Here is a 19,019-nt window from a genome sequence, read left to right as displayed (position 1 = left end):
ATGCCGGGCTTTTTTCATGGGCTGTCTTTTTTAGAGAAGGCCGAGTTCGGCAAGTTCGCGGCGCAGCTCCAGCGGCATTTCGGCCGTTCCGGCTCCGAGCGCCGACAGGTCGCGCGGCGCTTCATTCGGCTGGAGATAGCGCCAGCCCTGAAATGCGCGGCGCGGCTGATAGGCCGTTTCGATCACTTCCGGTCCCAGAATGAGATTGCAGCGGCCGATGCCTTCGCCGTCGGTAAAGGTCTCGATGCCGGTCAGGCGCTGGCGGGCCTGAACCTGCCCCTTGATCACCCAATAGAGCGATCCGCCATCCAGCAGTTCCTCGGTACGCTTCGGCACCATCCGGGTCGTGTGATACGAATGCGGCTCGAGACCGGCGGCAATCGCCGTCATCGCCTTGCGCGACACCCAGTCGCGAAGATCGTCAATCGAATCCGCTCCGACGCAGAGCTTGATGAGATGCAGGGCCATGGCCGGAGTTGAACACCCGTGAGGCGGTCGCGGTCAAGCCTGTTCCTTGACCGCTCCACAGGTCGATGCAGCCGTCAGCACTCGACGACGTTGACGGCAAGGCCGCCTGTCGAGGTTTCCTTGTATTTGTCGTGCATGTCGACACCGGTCTGGCGCATCGTCTCGATGCAGGCGTCGAGCGGCACGAAATGCTGGCCGTCGCCCTTGATCGCCAGCGAGGCCGCCGTGACGGCCTTGACCGCGCCCAGCGCGTTGCGCTCGATGCACGGCACCTGGACGAGGCCGGCGATCGGGTCGCAGGTCATGCCGAGGTGATGTTCCAGCGCGATTTCGGCGGCGTTCTCGATCTGCTCCGGGGTCCCGCCCATCACGGCGGCAAGGCCGGCGGCGGCCATGGCGGAGGCCGAACCGACCTCGCCCTGACAGCCGACCTCGGCACCGGAGATCGAGGCATTGAACTTGATGATACCGCCGATCGCAGCCGCGGTCAGCAGATAGTCGCGAATGCCGTGATGATCGGCGTCCTCGTGAAAATGCAGATAATAGCGGATGGTGGCCGGCACCACGCCGGCAGCGCCATTGGTCGGCGAGGTGACGACACGGCCGCCGGCGGCATTCTCCTCGTTCACCGCCATCGCATAGACGCTCAGCCAGTCGTTGGCGAGCAGGGGGTTGACCTTGTTGGAGCGCCATTCGTCCTGCAGCTTGTCGTGGATCATGCCGGCGCGGCGGCGAACCTTCAAGCCGCCGGGCAGGATGCCGGAGCCCGTCAGGCCGCGATCGATGCAGCTCTTCATCGCCGCCCAGATGCGGTCGAGCCCCTCGTCAAGCTCCTGCGCCGACATCGAACATTCCTCGTTCGCCCGCTTCATCTGGGCGATCGACAGGCCGGAACGCTCCGCCATTTCCAGCATCTGCCTGGCTGTGGAGAAGGGATAGGGAACCTTGACGCCGCCAGGCTTGGTCTTGCTGGCCTTCATGGCTTCGAGTTCGGTATCGGTGACCACGAAGCCGCCGCCGATGGAATAGTAGACGCGCTTCAGCAGCAGCCTTCCGTCCTTGTCAAAGGCGGAGAAGGACATGCCGTTGGCATGGCCCGGCAACGGCACCTTCTTGTCGAACACCAGATCGGTCTTCGGCTGGAACTCGTAGGCGGGATGCCCCGCCGGCGTGATGCGGCCGGTGCGCTCGACCTCCTCGATGATCGGATCCATGCGATCGGGATCGACGCGGTCCGGGCGCTCGCCCATCAGCCCGAGAATCACCGCCCTGCCCGTTCCATGGCCGATGCCGGTAAAGGCCAGCGAGCCGTGCAGGCTGGACTTGATCGACGCCACGGCGGCATTGGCCGGACGCGGCCAGTCGGCCGACAGGATCAGGTCGAGAAAGCGGTTCGCCGCCGACATCGGCCCCATCGTGTGCGAGCTGGAAGGACCGATACCAATCTTGAAGACATCAAAAACCGAAAGAAACATTCGAACTCCGCCCTTGGGGACTGGATTGGGGGTCTGGATGGCCGCGCAACATTGCCGGACCACAATCATTGCATCGAAACTAGGCTATCCTGCATCCGTCATCAGGCGATCAACCGACATTCGCTCCCGCGCGTGCGACACGAGCGGCCGCCATAGGGCTGTATCACGTTTCCTCGTTGATAAGTCGCCATGTTGGACCGGTGATTTCAAGGGGCGTGGTAAACTTTCGCGATGCCTTGCAATTTCGGCAAACCATGCCAAAAACGAAGCATGACACTGACGGACTATATCTCATTGGCGGTCTTCGCGCTGCTTTGGACCGGGTACAACTGGGCCACGGACGGCAAGGTGCGGCTCAACCGCATCAGCCTGTCGCGCCTGATGATGGAAAACCGGCGCCGATGGCTTTTCAATTCGCTGAACCGCGACCTGAAGATGATCGATACGCAGATCGTTGCCGGTCTGCAGGCGGGAACGGCATTCTTCGCCTCGACGACGATCTTTGCGCTGGGCGGCTGCTTTGCCCTGCTCGGCGCGACGGACCGGGTCCAGGCGATCATGAACGACCTGCCTTACGTCTTTCATGGCGGACGCAGCGCCTTCGAGCTGAAGGTCGGCGGCCTTGCCTGCCTGTTTGCCTATGCTTTCTTCAAGTTCGCCTGGTCCTACCGGCTGTTCAACTACTGCTCCATTCTCATCGGCGGCATTCCGATGATGTCGGACATGCAGCAGGACCGCGCCGGGGCGGAACGCGCGGCCGGACGCGCGGTCAAGATGAACATTCTCGCGGCCAAGCATTTCAATGCCGGCCTGCGCAGCATCTTCCTGTCGATCGGCTATCTCGGCTGGTTCGTCAGCCCCTATGTGTTCATGGCGCTGACGGCCTTCGTCATCTTCGTGTTGACGCGGCGGCAATTCTATTCGGAAGCGCGCCAGGCCCTTCTTGACGACACAAACCCCTGAAATCCTCGCCATATCGCGGTGACGCCTTGCGCCTGGCGCAAGCTCGCTGCGCTATCGTGCCATGATCGGAAGAGATAGAGCCATGTCGACCACCACCGCCGTCACCGAAAGCGACACCGGGACAGCGCCGCCGGACAACACCGGCAAGCGAGGCCGCATCTGGGCGATCGACGCGTTGCGCGGTTTTGCGCTGATTGCCATGGCGACCTATCATTTCTCCTGGGATCTGGAATATTTCGGCTATATCGACCCCGGCACCGTCGGGGCTGGCGGCTTCAAGATCTATGCGCGGCTGATCGCCAGCAGCTTCCTGTTCCTCGCGGGCATCGGCCTTGTGCTGGGACACTACCCCGCTTTCAAGCCCCGCGCCTTCGCCATCCGCTTTGCCAAGATTGCCGCGGCGGCGCTGGTCATCACCATCGCCACATGGTTTATCTTTCCCGACAGCTTCATCTTCTTCGGCATCCTGCATGCGATCGCCGCCGCAAGCCTGATCGGCCTCATCTTCCTGCGCCTGCCCGCTATCCTGACGCTGGCAATCGCGGCCGCGGCCTTTGCCGCCCCGGACTACCTGCGCTCGGCGGTTTTCGACGCACCGGCGCTCTGGTGGGTCGGGCTGTCCGAAACGGTGCCGCGCTCGAACGACTACGTGCCGCTGCTTCCCTGGCTGGCGCCGTTCCTGACCGGCATCGCGGTAGCGCGCATCGCGCTGCGGTTCGGATGGTTCGAAAAGCTGCGCAGCGATGGCAGTGCGCGCTGGAAAATTGCGCTGACCACAGCCGGCCGTCACAGCCTGATCATCTATCTCCTGCATCAGCCGCTGCTGTTCGCGCTGGTCTACGTCTTTTCGCTCGGCTTTCCGGCGGCCAAGCCCGATCCCGTCGAAGCCACCCGGGTCAGTTGCATAGCATCATGCAGCCTGCAGGACCCCGCCGCGTTCTGCACGACCTTCTGCGGCTGCACGCTGGACAAGCTGATGGAAGAAAACCTGTTCGAGCCGCTGAACGAAGGCAAAATCGACGTCAAGACGGATGAACGCATTGCGCGAATCGCCGGTCAGTGCACCATGGACGCACAAGCCAAACAATAGGACCAAGCCATAAGGCCGAGGAATAGGACATGAACGCCTATCGCGCCAGACCGCTGACCTACCCCTGGCCGCCACTTCTCTATGTGGCGGCGATCCTGGGGGCGGTGGCCTTGGGACGCGTGCAGCCGATTTCCGTGTCCCACAGCCATGGCTGGGTCCCCTGGCTTGCCGGCGCGGTGCTGATCGTCGTCGCGGTTTTCATGGACGTCTGGGCGGTGAAGACGCTGATCGAGCGGCGCACGGCCGTTCTGCCGCATCGATGCTCCTCGCATCTCGTCACCTGTGGACCATTCCGCTACACCCGCAATCCGATCTATCTCGGCTATACCATCATGACGGTCGGCTTCGGCCTGATCACCCTCAATCCCTGGTTCTTCATCATGGCCAGCGCCTCCGTGGCCGTCACCACCGCCTTTGCCGTCCGCAACGAGGAACGGCATCTGCTGTCGCGCTTCGGGTTCGAATTCGAACGCTACTGCCGCGCCACCAGCCGGTGGATCTGACCCCACCGGCTGCGGCAATTCACAAGTCTCAATTTCCGACCACGCCATTGTCGTCACGGGTGATCACGACCAGCGACGGGCGGGCCGGCATGCCATCGGCGAAATCCGGCCAGGCCGTGCCGGCGTCCGCCATTGTCGTCGCATCCTCGTTGTCGGACATCCGCAATTCGCCCGGATGCTGCACGGAGACGAAGACGCCCGTACCATCCGGCGTGAACGTCGGTGAGCAGCATTCCGAGCCGACCGGAGCGATATAGAACAGTTTCGGCAACGCCCTGCCCGGACCTTCCGTGTCCATCACATACATCGAATCGGCAATGCCTTCCGGCGGCGGGCCGTCGGTCGTCACCCAGAGGCGGCCCGCCGGATCGACACCGAGATTATCCGGATCGGTGAACCAGCCGGATGCCGTCGTACCTGGATTGAACATCGCCTCATCTTCCGGCTTGGCCGGATCGCCACAGAGCACGAAGACGTCCCATTTGAAGGTATCCGCCGCATGATCCGGCTTATCCGGCGCACCGGGCGGAACCAGTTCCAGCAGGTGGCCATGCGGGTTCGGTCCGCGCGGGTTGGCAATGTTGACGGTCTCGCGCTCATCCCCCTTGCCTGCCGCCAGCCGGTCCTCGTTCTCCGTCATCGCCACATAGAGCTTGCCGGTGCCATGATGCGGCACGAACCCTTCCGGCGCATCCATCGGCGTCGCGCCCACCAGATCCGCTGCGGCGCGCGTGTTGAGCACGACGTCGGCCTGGGTCGCGAAACCGGCTTCGGCGGTCAATTGCCCCTGGCCGGCCACCAGCGGCAACCATGTCATCGTTCCGTCGCTCGAAAACTTGGCGACCGACAAGGTGCCGTTATCGAGAAGGTCCTTGTTGGCCGCCCGGTCGGCCGGGTTCCACGGATCGCGGGTGACGAAGCGATAGAGATATTCGAAATCGTCATCGTCGCCCATGAACACCACGACGCGGCCATCCGGCGCGACGGTAACCTGCGCACCCTCGTGGGTCATGCGGCCGAGCGATGTCCGCTTCACCGGCATGGCCTGCGGATCGAAGGGATCGATCTCGACCACCCAGTCGAACCGCATCCACTCGTTCGGTTCCTCTTCGAACTTGAAGCGCGGATCGACGCGGCTGACGGAGTAGATGTCGTTCTCGTCTTCGTCCCAGCCCTGCCGTTCGACCAGCTCCTGGTTGGGCAGTGTCTTGTAATCGCCGGCAAAGACGTCCATCGCCCCTTCTTCGCCCGACAGCATCGTACCCCAGGGGGTGATACCGCCGTTGCAGTTGGAGATCGTGCCGAATACCGTCCTGCCGGTCGGGTCTGCCTTGGTCTTCAAACGGTCGTCACCCGCGGCCGGGCCGGAGATGTCCATCTGGGTGCCCATATGGATACGGCGGTTATATCGGCTGTCGAGCACGATCTTCCAATCGCGGCCGGTCTTCGCCACTTCGAAGATGCTTACTCCAAGACAGCCCATCAAAGCGCGAATCTGGTTGTCCGTCAGCTTCTCGCGGTAATCCTCGTCGGTGAGGCCAGGAAACATCAGGAAAGGCGTCGCATATTCATGGGAGACGACCATCAATCCGCGATCCGACGCGGTTGAGCCCTGCGGCAAGGGCAGAAACTGGGTGAAGTCGTTGTTGTAGCCGAACTGGCGTTCGGCGGCCTTGCCGTCAAGGCTGGCAATGTCGAAAGCCGGGCTGTCGGGAAACAGCGCGTCGCCCCAGCGGGCGAGAATTTGGCGGCCATACCCCTGCGGCCAATGGTCGGCGGTATCGCGCACCCGTTGCAGCTCTTTGAAGGTCAGGCTGGATGCCGCGGCGGCCTGCGCCGGGCTGGCGGAGAAGCCATGACCGATGGCAGCGATCGCCGCCGCCCCGAAAAGGCCTTTGAGGACAGTGCGGCGATTGACGCCTTCTGCGAGAATTTCACCGTAGGATGAGGAAAAGGCGCGGCGCGGATTCGGCCGGGCGCGGGTTTTCTGGCGATCAGACATGCAAGCCTCCGATTTGTGTGACGAAGGCGATATTGCATGCAGCCGTGAACGTGCTGTGACGCGCAGGGCAAGCCCGGCGGGCCAGCGGAATCAGGAATGGTGGGAAAAATTCAAGCCTGGCTTGAAGACGGCCGAATGCTCAGGTGCCGACGCCGATTTCGGCCAGCCGGGTCAGGCAGGCTTCCTCGACATTGTTCAGTTCCTCCAGCGTTTCCTCGATGTCCTTGCGCTTCTGGTTGAGCTCGTCGCGTTTCTCTTCGACGCGCTTCATCAGCAAGCGCAATTGGCCCGATTCACCCGGCGGATCGCGGTAGACCTGAATGATTTCGCGAATTTCGGCAATGGTGAAGCCGATGCGGCGGCCGCGCAGGATCTCCATGATCAGGCGACGGTCGGCCGAGCGGAACAGCCTTGTCCGGCCACGCCGCTCCGGATGGATCAATCCCTCATCCTCATAGAAGCGCAACGTGCGGGTCGAAACCCCGAATTCCCGTGTCAGCTCCGTAATGGTATAATACTTGTTCACGCCTGCCTCGCCTGGAACCACAGCCCGGCACATCGGCCATGAAGCGCCGGAAAATGCAGCTGCGGTTGAAGTGTCGCGCCGGTCACCTCGCCTGAATCGAGGCCGCTACGATATCGAAGGCCAGTCTGATTGACTTTGACGTAAAAGTCAAATTTTCCACGCACCGATCACACGACGCCGAACCACCAGCTGGCAAGCCCCAGAAAGGCGAAAAACCCGGTGACGTCGGTCACGGTGGTGACGAAAACCGCCGAGGAGACTGCCGGATCGGCACCGAAGCGGTCGAGCAGCAACGGGATCATGATGCCGGCAAGGGCCGCGGCAATCATGTTGATCAGCATGGCCGCAGCGATGATGCCGCCGATATTGTAGTCCAGGAACCACGCACCGGCGACGATGCCGATCAGCACACCGAACAGCATGCCGTTCAACAGGCCGACGCCCGCTTCGCGGCGGACGATGCGCCAGGCATTGTGAATATCCAGATCGCGGGTGGCCAGCGCACGCACCGTCACCGTCATCGTCTGCGAACCGGCATTGCCACCCATGCCGGCAACGATCGGCATCAGCACGGCAAGGGCGACGATCTGCTGGATCGTCGCCTCGAACAGCCCGATGACCGAGGCGGCGAGAAAGGCCGTCAGCAGATTGACCATAAGCCACGGCACGCGCGAGCGCGACGTGCTGGCGATCGAATCGGACAGCTCCTCATCGCCGACACCGCCGAGGCGCATCAGGTCTTCTTCCGCTTCCTCCTGGATGACGTCGACGACATCATCGATGGTCAGCACCCCGACCAGCCGGCTGTTCTCGTCGACCACGGCGGCGGACAGGAGGTCGTACTGCTCAAACAGCTGGGCCGCCTCTTCCTGGTCCATCTCCGCCGGCACCGGGTGGTTGGTGTCGCGCATGATCGTCTCGATCTTGACCGAGCGCTTGGCGCGCAGGACCCGATCGAGATCGAGCGCGCCGAGCAGCTTGAAGGTCGGGTCGATGACGAAAATCTGAGTGAAGCTTTCGGGGAGATCGTCGTCCTCGCGCATGTAGTCGATGGTCTGGCCCACCGTCCAGAACGGCGGCACCGCGACGAACTCCGTCTGCATGCGGCGGCCGGCCGTGCTTTCGGGATAGTCGAGCGAGCGCCTGAGCCTCACCCTCTCGGTGAACGGCAACTTCGACAGGATCTCTTCCTGATCCTCCTGGTCGAGGTCTTCGAGAATGTAGACGGCGTCGGCGGAATCCATGTCGCCAAGGGCAGCGGCGATCTGCTCGTTCGGCAGGTGCTCGACGATATCGAGACGGATCGCCTCGTCGACTTCGGTCAGCGCCGAAAGGTCGAAATCGTCGCCGAGAAGCGAAACGAGCGCCCGCCGCTGATCAAGCTGGATCGCCTCGAGCAGGTCGCCCATTTCGGAGGCGTGCAGGCGGGCCACATGCTGGCGCAGATAAAGAAGATCGCGGTCGGCAATGGCTGCGCCGACATGCATCAGGTAATCCGAGCGCACCGAGCCGTCCTCGGCATAGATATCCGCGCCGTCATAGGCGGCGGCTTCGGAGGGATTGCGGTCTTTGTCCTGCTCGCCGGTACTGCTCATGTGCCCGCCCTCGAAAGAATTGCAGCCATCCAAGACGCCGGTGCAAAACCGGGCGGGAGCAGGAAGGCGATGTCATAAACCGGTGATCGCGGCGGCCCTGAAAAAACAAACCGCCGCTCCCTGCTAGCCCAACAGGCCGGTGAGGTCCACCGCCCGATGCATCCACGGACCGATAGTGCCATGATTTTTACCCAAGCTGTTGCAAATTCATATGAATTGTTTAGCTCTGGCGCAGCTGGAAAACACGGAGCTCGCCCTTGCCCATACGACCGATCCTGCGATTTCCCGATCCGCGGCTCAGCACACCGGCAGCCACCGTCGAGCACTTCGGCGCAAATCTCGCAGCACTTGCAGCCGACCTGCTCGACACCATGCGGGCGGCACCGGGGATCGGCATCACGGCGCCGCATGTCGGCGTTCTCCAGCGCCTGACGGTCATTGAGCTCGATGCCGCCTCCGGTGTAAAAACCTACGTCAACCCGCAGATCACATGGTCCTCGACGGAAACGATTTCGCATGCCGAAGGCAGCGTCTCGATGCCGGGAATAACCGACGACATCGTCCGGCCCCACCGGATCCGCGTCCGTTACCAGACGCTTGCCGGCGATGTGATGGAAGAAGAAGCCGACGGCCTTCTGTCCATCTGCCTCCAGCACGAAATCGACCAGCTCGACGGCATCTTCTGGCTGCAGCGATTGTCGCGCCTGAAGCGCGAACGGGCGATCAAGCGCTTCGCGAAACTGGGGAAGACAGGAGGATAGGCAGGAGAAAACAACAGTTTATTCTGTGCTGAAGACACAAAAAAACCCGCCAAAAGCGGGTTTCTTGTTTGGCCCGAAAGCCAAATGGTGCGGTCGAGAAGACTCGAACTTCCACGGGTTGCCCCACAGCGACCTCAACGCTGCGCGTCTACCAATTCCGCCACGACCGCATCGTGGTAGATGCCGAACTGCTCCGGCGGGGCTGCATGTAGCAAAAGCATTTGGGGTGCACAAGGGCAGGATGACAGAAAATCGACAACCGTATCAACTATTTCAACAGGCTGCTTCGCGCGCCCCTGAGAATGCTGGACTCTTGGCCTGTTGCGTACCATTTAGAAAACAAATCAACGGGATTGCCTTAGCCATGCAACGCGAAAACATTGAGAAAACATTCTTCGCTGCCGGCGGTTTTGCCCCCGTCCGATGGAGAATCGCCCCCTCGCCCGTCGATTACGAGCAGGCTGTCGAAACAATGGAGCGCGAGGTGGCTGCCATCGCCGCCGGCGAAGCGGACGAACTGGTCTGGCTCGTCGAGCATCCACCGCTCTATACCGCCGGCACCAGCGCCGATGCCGCCGACCTGGTCATGCCCGACCGGTTCCCGGTCTTCCAGACCGGCCGCGGCGGTGAATACACCTATCACGGTCCCGGCCAGCGGGTGGTCTACGTCATGCTCGACCTCAAGCGCCGCAAGCAGGACGTCCGCGCCTTCGTGGCCGCAATCGAAAGCCTGGCGATCGAAACGCTCGCCGGTATGAACGTGAAGGGCGAGCGGCGCGAGGACCGCGTCGGCGTCTGGGTACGGCGTCCTGAACGCCCCGCCCTGCCCGACGGTTCGATGGCGGAGGACAAGATTGCCGCCATCGGCATTCGCCTGCGCAAATGGGTGAGCTTCCACGGGATGTCGCTGAACGTCGATCCGGATCTCGATCATTTCGACGGCATCGTGCCCTGCGGCATTCGCGGCTACGGCGTCACCAGCCTGGTCGATCTCGGCCTGCCGGTGATGATGACCGATGTCGATGTCAAGCTGCGCCAGGCGTTCGAGGATATTTTCGGCCCGACACTCAATGAAGACGACTGTCGGTCAGCCGGTCAGGCAAACAGCCGGTCGGTCGCATAGACGATGGCATAGCCGTGCAGGCCCAATGCCGCATACAGGCCAAGGCCGCTGACAATCCGCTGGCCGCCGGTCATCTCGTCGAGGCGATGGCGGGGTTTCACGCCGCCTTGCCCCATCATGCTCAGCAGCACAAACACGGCAAGCCCCGCGAGCAGTGCCGGCGATGGAAGGCCGATGCGCCATCCGACCGCGAGGATGCCCAGCGTCACGAGGAAACTTCCCGTCATCAGGCTGACGCGCGAGCGGAACACCTGCCGCAGCACCTGGCCGCCGTCGAACCGGTTCATCGGCAGCAGATTGAGCAGATTGAACGCACCGAGGATCAGCAGGAAGATCAGCACCGCCGGACCCGATACGAAGGCCGGTACGCCATCAAGGCCGGCCTCATGCAGGGCAATGGCCACGGGAATGAAGAATGCCGACATGCCGGCCCCCATCAGGGCGCAGGTGGCAACCTCGAACAGGGAGTTATAAGGCCTGCCGCCGATGGCGATGCCGCCAAGCAAGGGCACGAAGATCATCCGGACTGTCTTGTGGCCGAAGGCACGATAGGCGGCCATGTGGCCCAGCTCATGCAGCACGACGACCAGCGTCAACAGCGACGACAGCATCAGGCCGTAACGCGTGAGGCCAAAGAACGGCCACAGCAGCAGCGTCGACAAAAGAGCCAGCGCGCACTGGACAAGCGGATGCTCGAAGACGGCCCGCGCGGGTTTGCTCTGCCCGGTCTCAAGCCACTGACGCAGCGCTTTCATCTCGCGCCGCAAGACGAAGAAGCGAAAGAGCAGAAAGGCGAAACCGCGGTAGCGATCGGTCTGCTCGATCGTCAGGTGCACCATGCCACCGTCTTCCACGAGCCGGCGGCGCTCGCCGAAATCCTTCCAGAACGACGCATCGAGCGCGCTGTCGTCGAGGATGCGGGCATCATATTCGTGACCGCTTGCCTTCTGGGTGATTTCAAGGGAGCGGACGATCGGCTGGCCGTGCCGGTCGAGATGGGTATAGGTCTGCTGTACCCGGTTGCCGCTGCCAGGCAACACGCGGCTGGAAAGAACGGAATGGTGCCAGTCGGCGGATGTGCCCAGCGGTGAGACGGCACTCCACACCTTGTCCACCCCCGCCCGGAACGCCGCGCGGACGCGCACGGTGCGAACCCCGAGCGGGGCCGCCATCAGAAGCCATAACAGGCCGATGTTGATAATCAGAAGCGCGATCGCCGGTGCATGCGTCGCCATGAGCGTTCCCCAGTTATCGTCAGCCGAACGCTAGCCGCAGAGCATGAACAAATCGTGCGGAAAGCCGGCGACATCCGGCTCTCCAAGTCTCCGGACGATCAGGCCGCCGCCGCATGATCTGCCGGCAGTCCCGTCAGGACGCCGATCTGGTCGAGCATCCGGCGCTCGCGCGCCGTCAGGTGACTGCCGCGCGAGCGGGCGACGGCGCTCATCACCCTCGTGATCAGAAGCACATCGGCCCGCTGCAGCCCATGCTGCCGGCTGTCGCGCAGCCCGGCCCAGATGCCGGCATCCTCCACCATGGCGACGCGGATCTGCTCCAGCGCGAAGATCGACAGGCTGTCGGGGACATGCGCGGAGATGTCGATGATGTGAAACAGGAGGTCGAGCTCAATGCGTGAATTCACCACGCCGCGCGTCGAGATCATCGCGATCAGCCAATCGGCGTTCCATTCGTCCATCGCGCCCTGCGGATAGCAGGTGCGAACGATAAAATCCGTCATGGTTTCGATGAAATAGTGATGCCATTGCGAGCATTTTTCGCTGCACGAGGTGTTGATCGCCAGCAGGATCATTGCGTCCTGCGACGACGCCAGCCCTCCCACGAAAACATGCTCGCGCAGAATGCCGATATCATCGGCCGTCAGGCGCATCTTCCCGGCGATCACACATGCCGGATAAGACAGACGAAGTTCACCCATCTTTTCTCTCCCGTTTCATCATGAAACTGGACCGAGCCTAGGCCGAAGCTCTTTCCAATCCGGAAAGAATGAGTGTTAGCAGCGACTTGATGGATTCAATCCATTTTTAACATTAGCCCTGCCCGGCGTTCCCGCCAGATCATGAAAAGGCCGGAGCCGACGATGATCGCGATACCAAGCCATTTCGACCATGTCGGGAACTCGTCGAAGATCAGAAAGCCCAGCGCGGTGCCGGTGATGATCTCCAGATAATGGAACGGCGCCAGCAGCGATACCGGGGCCGCCTGAAACGCCTTGACGACGAGAAGATGGCCATAGCCCGAGATCGTGCCGAGAACGACGACCAGAACCCAGCCGAGCGTCGAATGCGGCAGTGACGGCACGAAATCCAGCGAGCCGGCACTGTATCCGATGGCGATCGCCACGATCATGAACAGCGAGCCGCCGATACCGGCGATCGTCTGCATCGTCAAAGGCGTGTCTGCATCGCCGACGAGCCGGTTCAGGAGGAGATAGCAGGCGAACAGGAAGGCGCAGAAAACCGGCAGCAGCGATTTCAATCCGAAGATCTCGAAACTCGGCTGAATGACGATCATCGCCCCGCCGAAGCCGATGAAAATCGCCATCCAGCGCCGCCAGCCGACTTTTTCACGCAAGATCAGGGCCGAAAGGCAGGTGAGGATGAACGGCTCGACGAAGTAGATGGCGAAGACATCGGCCAGCGGCATGTATTTTACCGAGACGAAAAACAGCAATGCGGCAGCGGCCAGCAGGACACCGCGCAGAAGATTGAACCAGAGCCGCTTCGGCTTCAGCCCACGCAGGCCGCCCGTCGAAAGCAGCAGCGGCAGGACCGAAACCAGCTGGAAGAAGAACCGGTAGAACGTCACCTGCCCTGGCGACATGTCCTGATACACCGCCATATATTTGGCGATCGCATCCATGCAGGGCAGGATGATCATGGCAAACAGCATGATCGCGAGACCTTGCATGACGGTATTGGCAGGCGGGCGGGATGCGGTGTTCAAGGCAGGTTTTCCATTTTCTATCGGTGTAACGAAGGCGCTTTTGGCGGCATTTTTGACGTGAAAGGGTGCCCAATCGGATTTGAGGCCATATAAACTGTTATTCTGAACCACCCGACCGCACCCCAAGCGGCCGCCCCGGAACTCGACCCATCCAAGCCCAAAAGGCACACAGGAGAGACCGATGCGTTTATCGACCGATACCGTTCTAGCCATGATTCGCCAGCCAAGCGACAACGATACGCTCGGAGGCCGCATCTGGCGGGCGCGCGACGCGGTGAACCTCTCGGCAAAGGAGCTGGCGGACAGGCTGGGCGTTCGCATCGACACCATCTCCGCTTGGGAACGCGACCGCTCGGAGCCACGCACCAACCGGCTCTTCATGCTGGCCGGCGTGCTCGGGGTAAGCCCGGCCTGGCTGATCGCCGGCATCGGCGAAGCGCCGAAGGACGACCTTTCCAACACCATTGCAGACCAGCTGCGCGATCAGCTGGCGCAGGTCAAGAAACTGCACGAACAGACCGGAAAAGCGATCAGCGCCCTTGAGATGGAGATCAACCGCGTCCTACAGGACATGCAATAGATCACCAACCGATTCTGCAAGCCGATTCCGGCTTGAGCGCTGCTACCCACTCTGCGATTGTGGCGCAAAATATACAAGGAGAACAACCATGGACGTACGCGCCGCTGTTGCCGTTCAGGCCGGCAAGCCTCTGGAAATCATGACCGTTCAGCTGGACGGCCCGCGCGCCGGCGAAGTGCTGGTCGAGGTCAAGGCGACCGGCATCTGCCACACCGACGAGTTCACGCTTTCGGGCGCCGATCCGGAAGGCCTGTTTCCGGCCATTCTCGGCCATGAGGGCGCCGGTATCGTCGTCGACGTCGGACCGGGCGTCACCTCGCTGAAGAAGGGCGATCACGTCATTCCGCTCTACACGCCGGAATGCCGCGAGTGCTATTCCTGCCTGTCGCGCAAGACCAACCTGTGCACCTCGATCCGCGCCACGCAAGGGCAAGGCCTGATGCCGGATGGCACCTCGCGCTTCTCGATCGGCAAGGACAAGATCTTCCACTATATGGGCTGCTCGACCTTCGCCAACTACACCGTGCTGCCGGAGATCGCGCTGGCCAAGGTCAACCCGGACGCCCCCTTCGACAAGATCTGCTATATCGGCTGCGGTGTCACCACCGGTATCGGCGCCGTCATCAACACGGCCAAGGTGGAAGTCGGCTCGACGGCGATCGTCTTCGGTTTGGGCGGCATCGGTCTCAACGTGCTGCAGGGCCTGCGCCTTGCCGGTGCCGACATGATCATCGGCGTCGACATCAACAACGACCGCAAGGCCTGGGGCGAAAAGTTCGGCATGACACATTTCGTCAATCCGAAGGAAGTCGGCGACGATATCGTTCCCTATCTGGTCAACCTGACCAAGCGCAACGGCGACACGATCGGCGGGGCCGACTACACGTTCGACTGCACCGGCAACACCAAGGTGATGCGCCAGGCGCTGGAAAGCTCGCATCGCGGCTGGGGCAAGTCTGTCATCATCGGCGTCGCCGGTGCCGGCCAGGAAATCTCCACCCGCCCGTTCCAGCTGGTCACCGGCCGCAACTGGATGGGCACCGCCTTCGGCGGCGCGCGCGGCCGCACCGACGTGCCCAAGATCGTCGAATGGTACATGGAGGGCAAGATCCAGATCGACCCGATGATCACCCACACCATGCCGCTTTCCGACATCAACAAGGGGTTTGACCTGATGCATGCCGGCGAAAGCATCCGTAGCGTGGTCATCTACTAGCATTACCCCAAAAATCGACTTCGATTCCGAACGCCGGGGAGCATAAGAATCATAACGGCGCCGCGTCCGCTCAAGGGCGCGGTGGTCATCCACACCAGGGAGGATCGTTATGCCGATGCGTTCTTTGATTGCCGCAGGCCTGCTTGCTCTGTCGCCGATGGCCGCCATGGCCGATCCGGTCGGACTGTATGACGTCGTGGGAAACAATCCCGATGACGGCAGCGCATACCGGGGAACCGCCGAAGTCAAAAGGACAGGCGACACCTACTCCGTCACCTGGAACATCGGCGATAGCAATTTTATCGGCACCGGCCTCGGCGCCAAGTTCGTTAGCGAGACGCGCTTCGAGATGGGCGTCGCCGGGCCGGATGACATCGCCCTGTCTGTGGGCTATGTCGCAAAGGACAACTTCGGTGTGGCCATGTATTTCGAGCAGCCGGACGGGCATTGGGAAGGTGTATGGACCTATGGCGGATCGACCAAGGCAACGACCGAAAAATGGTATAAAAAATGACGGTGCGAGGGGTGGAATGATCAGACACAGTTTTGGCATCATTGCCTGCCTGTTTCAGGACCTCGCCTCCTCCACCCCTATGCCGGCCGATCCGGTCCGGCAATCCGGTCACGCCATGCCAACAGCAGATCGGCTGTAGACCGCCATGTCCGGGCAAGAACCTCACACCAGCACCATCTACGTCGATGCCGATGCCTGCCCGGTCAAGCCGGAGATCCTGAAGGTTGCCGAACGCCACGGCCTGCCCGTCGTGCTGGTCGCCAATTCCGGCCTGCGCCCCTCGCGGGACCCGATGGTGAAAAACGTCATCGTCTCGGCCGGTTTCGACGCCGCCGACGACTGGATTGCCGAACGGGCGCATGACGGCGATATCGTCATCACCGCCGATGTGCCGCTCGCCGGACGCTGCGTTGCCGCCGGTGCGCAGGTGACCGGGCCGACGGGCCGCATTTTCGACAAGGCCAATATCGGCATGGCGACGGCGATGCGCGATCTCGGTGCGCACCTGCGCGAGACCGGCGAAAGCAAGGGATACAACGCCGCCTTCTCGCCGCGCGACCGTTCCGCTTTCCTCGAGACGCTCGACAGGCTTTGCCGCCGCGTCAAACAGCGGTAGTAGAGCAAGGGCACAGGGGAGCCATTATGAGCATCAGCGACAGAAAGATCGTCCACCGCCGCCACACGCCCTTCTATGCCGGCGGCATCTGCGCGGTGATTGCTTTTGCACTTTGTCTGTTCATCGCGCCAAAACTGGCCGTGATCCTTTCTGCGGTGATCTTCTTCCTCGTCTATCTGGTCCTGATCGCGCGAAGGCTGCCAACACTCACCGCGGCCTATCTGAAGCGCAATGCAGCCGGCACCGACGAGCCGGCGATCGTCATCTTCGCCGTGACGCTGGCGGCCGCCGGGATTTCGATCGTCTCGCTGTTCATGGCCATGAATACGAGCAACAAGGAAACCGGCGTCGAGATTGCGCTGGCTTTTGCATCCGTCGCGCTGGGATGGGCGACCGTTCATACGATGGCCGCGATGCACTATGCCCACCGGTACTGGAGCCCACAGATGGGCGGCAAAGAGGGGAACAACCGCGGCCTCGATTTTCCGGGCACGAAAGAGCCGGGCGTCTACGAATTCCTCTACTTCGCCTTCGTCATCGGCATGACGGCCCAGACCTCCGACACTGCCGTCACCTCGACCGGCATGCGCAAGGTCAACCTTGTCCACGCGATCGTGTCCTTCTTCTTCAACACGGTGCTGGTGGCAGCCGCGGTCAACGCGGCGGTGTCGCTGGCATAAGGCCGGATCAGGAAACGGGTGAAGCGGTTTTCCGCCGCATCCCGTGTAACCGGCCGGCAACGATCGTCTTCAGCTTCAAAGGAGCAAAGCTTGAAAGTCCTTTCCCAGAACACCGCATTCGGCGGCATGCAGGGCGTGTTTTCGCACGATTCACTGGCCTGCAAGACCGAGATGACCTTTGCGGTCTATATCCCGCCGCAAGCGATCACCGCGCCCTGCCCGGTCGTCTGGTATCTCTCCGGCCTCACCTGCACGCATGCCAACGTCATGGAGAAAGGCGAATACCGCCGCATGGCCGCCGAACTCGGCTTGATTATCGTCTGCCCGGATACGAGCCCGCGCGGCAACGACATCCCGGACGAGCTGACCAACTGGCAGATGGGCAAGGGTGCCGGTTTCTATCTGGATGCCACGGAGGCGCCCTGGGCCGAGAACTATCAGATGTACACCTATGTCACGGAGGAACTGCCCGCCTTCGTCGCCCAGCACTTTCGTGTCGACATGACCCGCCAGGGCATTTTTGGCCATTCCATGGGCGGCCATGGCGCCATGACGATCGCCTTGAAAAATCCGGGCCGGTTCAAAAGCTGCTCGGCCTTCGCACCGATCGTCGAGCCGTCGACCGCCGACTGGTCGACCGGCGCCTTCGAAAAATACCTCGGCGGGGACAAGGCCACATGGCGTCAGTATGATGCCTGCGCGCTGGTCAAGGACGGCGCCCGCTTTCCGGGGTTCCTGATCGATCAGGGCAAGGCCGACAGCTTTCTGGAAACCGGCCTGCGCCCATGGCTGTTCGAAGACGCGATCAAGGGAACGGATATCGGCCTGACGCTTCGCATGCACGAGCGCTATGACCATTCCTACTACTTCATCTCGTCCTTCATGGACGATCATCTGAAATGGCATGCGGAACGGCTGGGCTGAACATCAGACAGACGGATTGATAAGCCGCGTCGTGCGCTGCATGGCGCGGTTTTTTCGTTTTCTCAGGATGCGGACTGGAACCGCGGCGGCGCTGTGGTCTCGACGAGACGGATGCTCGATTCTGTCTGGCCGTGATGACCTTCCATATCGACGACGACATGCCAATGGCCGGATTGCGGAATGACCAGCCGGATCGGCGATTTGCGCGCCACGCCACCGACGAACTGGTGCTTCATCGCTTCCTTGTAGAGCTGGAAATTGTTGTCCGTCATCAGCCGGACGTTGGCGACGGCCGACAGGGCGATCTCGATGGTCACACCAGCCCGCTGCTGCTGGAGGTCGTAGTGGGTGAAGGTGAACTTCAGTTTCGTCATGTCGAGGCCACGTAAAAGCTGCTCTCTGCCGGGAGCCCGCATATTAGGGTTTGCGCGTTAAAGAATGGTTTTTCGCCGCCCCGTCAGCCCGCATTCTACGCTTACAAACTGCGCCAAACGGGCAATCGGCTTTCCAGCTGTTCGGGTTTCGGCTATTGCATTTTCCTATGACAAACATTCTCCTCGTTGCCTTCGGTGGTGCATTCGGTTCCGTGCTCCGTTACCTCCTGGGCCTGTGGACCTTGCGCAGTTTCGGACCGTCCTTCCCCTGGGGAACACTGATCGTCAACGTGACGGGATCATTCCTGATCGGCGTCTTTGCCGAAGCCATTGCGCGAAAATTCGGCGCGTCAGTGGAGATGCGGGTGTTCCTGATCACCGGGATTCTCGGCGGCTACACCACCTTCTCCGCCTTCTCGCTCGATGCGATTACACTCGTGGAACGCGGCGAGCCGGTGATCGCAGCGATTTATGTGGGCTCCAGCGTGCTTCTTTCGGCAATCGCGGTGTTTGCCGGGCTGGCCCTTATGCGCGCAATAGTCTAAAGGGACCCTCTCAGAGCGCCGTGTGTCCCCTGGACCGGCCTGCTCTGTCATATCAGTTTGCGCACGGGTTTCCTGTCGGCACCATTGTCGAGGCGCTATG

At 61.8% G+C, this 19,019-nt stretch carries 21 protein-coding genes and 1 tRNA gene; 12 read left to right on the top strand and 10 right to left on the bottom strand.

What is annotated here, in order from left to right; translation table 11 throughout:
* Positions 1 to 30: 30 nt before the first annotated feature.
* Entirely contained in the window at positions 31 to 468 is a 438-nt protein-coding gene (locus tag ADU59_RS08650; protein WP_068953616.1) for a DUF1489 family protein, read from the bottom strand.
* A 74-nt stretch (positions 469 to 542) separates the two neighbouring features.
* Positions 543 to 1,943 carry an L-serine ammonia-lyase gene (locus ADU59_RS08645; RefSeq protein ID WP_068953614.1) on the bottom strand — a complete coding sequence of 467 codons (1,401 nt, stop codon included), beginning with the start codon at positions 1,941 to 1,943 and terminating at the stop codon, positions 543 to 545.
* 270 nt (positions 1,944 to 2,213) lie between these two features.
* Between ADU59_RS08645 and ADU59_RS08640 the strand changes: the two genes are divergently transcribed.
* The 3 genes from ADU59_RS08640 (at position 2,214) to ADU59_RS08630 (ending at position 4,499) form a co-directional block, all read left to right on the top strand.
* A complete protein-coding gene (locus ADU59_RS08640; RefSeq protein WP_068953612.1) occupies positions 2,214 to 2,906 on the top strand; it encodes a DUF599 domain-containing protein in 693 nt (230 codons plus the stop codon).
* A gap of 82 nt (positions 2,907 to 2,988) precedes the next feature.
* A complete protein-coding gene (locus tag ADU59_RS08635) occupies positions 2,989 to 3,996 on the top strand; it encodes a heparan-alpha-glucosaminide N-acetyltransferase (protein ID WP_068953609.1) in 1,008 nt (335 codons plus the stop codon).
* Positions 3,997 to 4,025: 29 nt separating this feature from the next.
* The gene (locus ADU59_RS08630; protein ID WP_068953607.1) at positions 4,026 to 4,499 is read left to right on the top strand and encodes a methyltransferase family protein; all 474 of its coding nucleotides are present in this window, start codon (positions 4,026 to 4,028) and stop codon (positions 4,497 to 4,499) included.
* 28 nt (positions 4,500 to 4,527) lie between these two features.
* Here ADU59_RS08630 and ADU59_RS08625 read toward each other — a convergent pair whose 3' ends face one another.
* The 3 genes from ADU59_RS08625 to mgtE all read right to left on the bottom strand — a co-directional run bounded on the left by ADU59_RS08625 (position 4,528) and on the right by mgtE (position 8,622).
* Positions 4,528 to 6,501: a PhoX family protein gene (locus ADU59_RS08625; protein WP_068953605.1), complete on the bottom strand. Its 1,974-nt coding sequence runs from the start codon at positions 6,499 to 6,501 to the stop codon at positions 4,528 to 4,530.
* A gap of 139 nt (positions 6,502 to 6,640) precedes the next feature.
* Positions 6,641 to 7,027, bottom strand: a complete 387-nt coding sequence (locus ADU59_RS08620; protein ID WP_068953764.1) for a MerR family transcriptional regulator — start codon at positions 7,025 to 7,027, stop codon at positions 6,641 to 6,643.
* 167 nt (positions 7,028 to 7,194) lie between these two features.
* Positions 7,195 to 8,622, bottom strand: a complete 1,428-nt coding sequence (mgtE, locus tag ADU59_RS08615; RefSeq protein ID WP_068953603.1) for a magnesium transporter — start codon at positions 8,620 to 8,622, stop codon at positions 7,195 to 7,197.
* Between the two features lie 257 nt (positions 8,623 to 8,879).
* On the opposite strand from mgtE, the gene ADU59_RS08610 reads away from it, so the two are divergent.
* Entirely contained in the window at positions 8,880 to 9,383 is a 504-nt protein-coding gene (locus ADU59_RS08610; protein ID WP_068953601.1) for a peptide deformylase, read from the top strand.
* 85 nt (positions 9,384 to 9,468) lie between these two features.
* On the opposite strand, the gene ADU59_RS08605 is transcribed toward ADU59_RS08610, so the two are convergent.
* Positions 9,469 to 9,553, bottom strand: a tRNA-Leu gene (locus ADU59_RS08605).
* Between the two features lie 194 nt (positions 9,554 to 9,747).
* On the opposite strand from ADU59_RS08605, the gene lipB reads away from it, so the two are divergent.
* Positions 9,748 to 10,506 carry a lipoyl(octanoyl) transferase LipB gene (gene lipB / locus ADU59_RS08600; RefSeq protein ID WP_068953599.1) on the top strand — a complete coding sequence of 253 codons (759 nt, stop codon included), beginning with the start codon at positions 9,748 to 9,750 and terminating at the stop codon, positions 10,504 to 10,506.
* Here lipB and ADU59_RS08595 read toward each other — a convergent pair.
* The 3 genes from ADU59_RS08595 to ADU59_RS08585 form a co-directional block, all read right to left on the bottom strand.
* Positions 10,479 to 11,741 carry a hypothetical protein gene (locus ADU59_RS08595; protein ID WP_068953597.1) on the bottom strand — a complete coding sequence of 421 codons (1,263 nt, stop codon included), beginning with the start codon at positions 11,739 to 11,741 and terminating at the stop codon, positions 10,479 to 10,481. The genes lipB and ADU59_RS08595 overlap by 28 nt on opposite strands.
* Before the next feature lie 98 nt (positions 11,742 to 11,839).
* Positions 11,840 to 12,442: a hypothetical protein gene (locus ADU59_RS08590; RefSeq protein ID WP_068953595.1), complete on the bottom strand. Its 603-nt coding sequence runs from the start codon at positions 12,440 to 12,442 to the stop codon at positions 11,840 to 11,842.
* A 95-nt stretch (positions 12,443 to 12,537) separates the two neighbouring features.
* Positions 12,538 to 13,434: a DMT family transporter gene (locus tag ADU59_RS08585; RefSeq protein WP_068953763.1), complete on the bottom strand. Its 897-nt coding sequence runs from the start codon at positions 13,432 to 13,434 to the stop codon at positions 12,538 to 12,540.
* A 217-nt stretch (positions 13,435 to 13,651) separates the two neighbouring features.
* On the opposite strand from ADU59_RS08585, the gene ADU59_RS08580 reads away from it, so the two are divergent.
* The 6 genes from ADU59_RS08580 (at position 13,652) to fghA (ending at position 18,000) form a co-directional block, all read left to right on the top strand.
* Entirely contained in the window at positions 13,652 to 14,050 is a 399-nt protein-coding gene (locus tag ADU59_RS08580) for a helix-turn-helix domain-containing protein (RefSeq protein WP_068953594.1), read from the top strand.
* Between the two features lie 88 nt (positions 14,051 to 14,138).
* A complete protein-coding gene (locus ADU59_RS08575; RefSeq protein WP_068953592.1) occupies positions 14,139 to 15,266 on the top strand; it encodes an S-(hydroxymethyl)glutathione dehydrogenase/class III alcohol dehydrogenase in 1,128 nt (375 codons plus the stop codon).
* A gap of 109 nt (positions 15,267 to 15,375) precedes the next feature.
* Positions 15,376 to 15,780, top strand: coding sequence for a hypothetical protein (locus ADU59_RS08570; protein ID WP_068953590.1), 405 nt, complete (start codon positions 15,376 to 15,378; stop codon positions 15,778 to 15,780).
* Between the two features lie 145 nt (positions 15,781 to 15,925).
* The gene (locus ADU59_RS08565) at positions 15,926 to 16,396 is read left to right on the top strand and encodes a YaiI/YqxD family protein (protein WP_068953587.1); all 471 of its coding nucleotides are present in this window, start codon (positions 15,926 to 15,928) and stop codon (positions 16,394 to 16,396) included.
* A 26-nt stretch (positions 16,397 to 16,422) separates the two neighbouring features.
* Positions 16,423 to 17,076, top strand: coding sequence for a DUF1345 domain-containing protein (locus ADU59_RS08560; protein ID WP_068953585.1), 654 nt, complete (start codon positions 16,423 to 16,425; stop codon positions 17,074 to 17,076).
* A gap of 90 nt (positions 17,077 to 17,166) precedes the next feature.
* Entirely contained in the window at positions 17,167 to 18,000 is an 834-nt protein-coding gene (gene fghA, locus ADU59_RS08555) for an S-formylglutathione hydrolase (protein WP_068953583.1), read from the top strand.
* Between the two features lie 62 nt (positions 18,001 to 18,062).
* Here the strand turns inward: fghA and ADU59_RS08550 are convergent, their stop codons facing one another.
* Positions 18,063 to 18,374 carry a DUF1883 domain-containing protein gene (locus tag ADU59_RS08550; protein ID WP_068953581.1) on the bottom strand — a complete coding sequence of 104 codons (312 nt, stop codon included), beginning with the start codon at positions 18,372 to 18,374 and terminating at the stop codon, positions 18,063 to 18,065.
* Positions 18,375 to 18,541: 167 nt separating this feature from the next.
* Between ADU59_RS08550 and crcB the strand changes: the two genes are divergently transcribed.
* Complete coding sequence (crcB, locus tag ADU59_RS08545; RefSeq protein WP_068953578.1) at positions 18,542 to 18,919, top strand: fluoride efflux transporter CrcB; 378 nt, start codon at positions 18,542 to 18,544, stop codon at positions 18,917 to 18,919.
* Positions 18,920 to 19,019: the final 100 nt, after the last annotated feature.

The organism is Pararhizobium polonicum, from assembly GCF_001687365.1.
In the GTDB taxonomy this organism is placed as follows: Bacteria; Pseudomonadota; Alphaproteobacteria; order Rhizobiales; family Rhizobiaceae; genus Pararhizobium; species Pararhizobium polonicum.
Note: the sequence above shows the minus strand (reverse complement) of the source record. Positions and strands in the feature narration are given on the sequence as shown.

Excerpts from the sequence above, each read along its gene's own strand:
- ADU59_RS08650 (WP_068953616.1), bottom strand. The coding sequence starts at position 468 with ATGGCCCTGCATCTCATCAAGCTCTGCGTCGGAGCGGATTCGATTGAC.
- ADU59_RS08645 (WP_068953614.1), bottom strand. The coding sequence starts at position 1,943 with ATGTTTCTTTCGGTTTTTGATGTCTTCAAGATTGGTATCGGTCCTTCC.
- ADU59_RS08640 (WP_068953612.1), top strand. The coding sequence starts at position 2,214 with ATGACACTGACGGACTATATCTCATTGGCGGTCTTCGCGCTGCTTTGG.
- ADU59_RS08635 (WP_068953609.1), top strand. The coding sequence starts at position 2,989 with ATGTCGACCACCACCGCCGTCACCGAAAGCGACACCGGGACAGCGCCG.
- ADU59_RS08630 (WP_068953607.1), top strand. The coding sequence starts at position 4,026 with ATGAACGCCTATCGCGCCAGACCGCTGACCTACCCCTGGCCGCCACTT.
- ADU59_RS08625 (WP_068953605.1), bottom strand. The coding sequence starts at position 6,501 with ATGTCTGATCGCCAGAAAACCCGCGCCCGGCCGAATCCGCGCCGCGCC.
- mgtE (WP_068953603.1), bottom strand. The coding sequence starts at position 8,622 with ATGAGCAGTACCGGCGAGCAGGACAAAGACCGCAATCCCTCCGAAGCC.
- lipB (WP_068953599.1), top strand. The coding sequence starts at position 9,748 with ATGCAACGCGAAAACATTGAGAAAACATTCTTCGCTGCCGGCGGTTTT.
- ADU59_RS08595 (WP_068953597.1), bottom strand. The coding sequence starts at position 11,741 with ATGGCGACGCATGCACCGGCGATCGCGCTTCTGATTATCAACATCGGC.
- ADU59_RS08590 (WP_068953595.1), bottom strand. The coding sequence starts at position 12,442 with ATGGGTGAACTTCGTCTGTCTTATCCGGCATGTGTGATCGCCGGGAAG.
- ADU59_RS08585 (WP_068953763.1), bottom strand. The coding sequence starts at position 13,434 with ATGCAAGGTCTCGCGATCATGCTGTTTGCCATGATCATCCTGCCCTGC.
- ADU59_RS08580 (WP_068953594.1), top strand. The coding sequence starts at position 13,652 with ATGCGTTTATCGACCGATACCGTTCTAGCCATGATTCGCCAGCCAAGC.
- ADU59_RS08575 (WP_068953592.1), top strand. The coding sequence starts at position 14,139 with ATGGACGTACGCGCCGCTGTTGCCGTTCAGGCCGGCAAGCCTCTGGAA.
- ADU59_RS08570 (WP_068953590.1), top strand. The coding sequence starts at position 15,376 with ATGCCGATGCGTTCTTTGATTGCCGCAGGCCTGCTTGCTCTGTCGCCG.
- ADU59_RS08565 (WP_068953587.1), top strand. The coding sequence starts at position 15,926 with ATGTCCGGGCAAGAACCTCACACCAGCACCATCTACGTCGATGCCGAT.
- ADU59_RS08560 (WP_068953585.1), top strand. The coding sequence starts at position 16,423 with ATGAGCATCAGCGACAGAAAGATCGTCCACCGCCGCCACACGCCCTTC.
- ADU59_RS08550 (WP_068953581.1), bottom strand. The coding sequence starts at position 18,374 with ATGACGAAACTGAAGTTCACCTTCACCCACTACGACCTCCAGCAGCAG.
- crcB (WP_068953578.1), top strand. The coding sequence starts at position 18,542 with ATGACAAACATTCTCCTCGTTGCCTTCGGTGGTGCATTCGGTTCCGTG.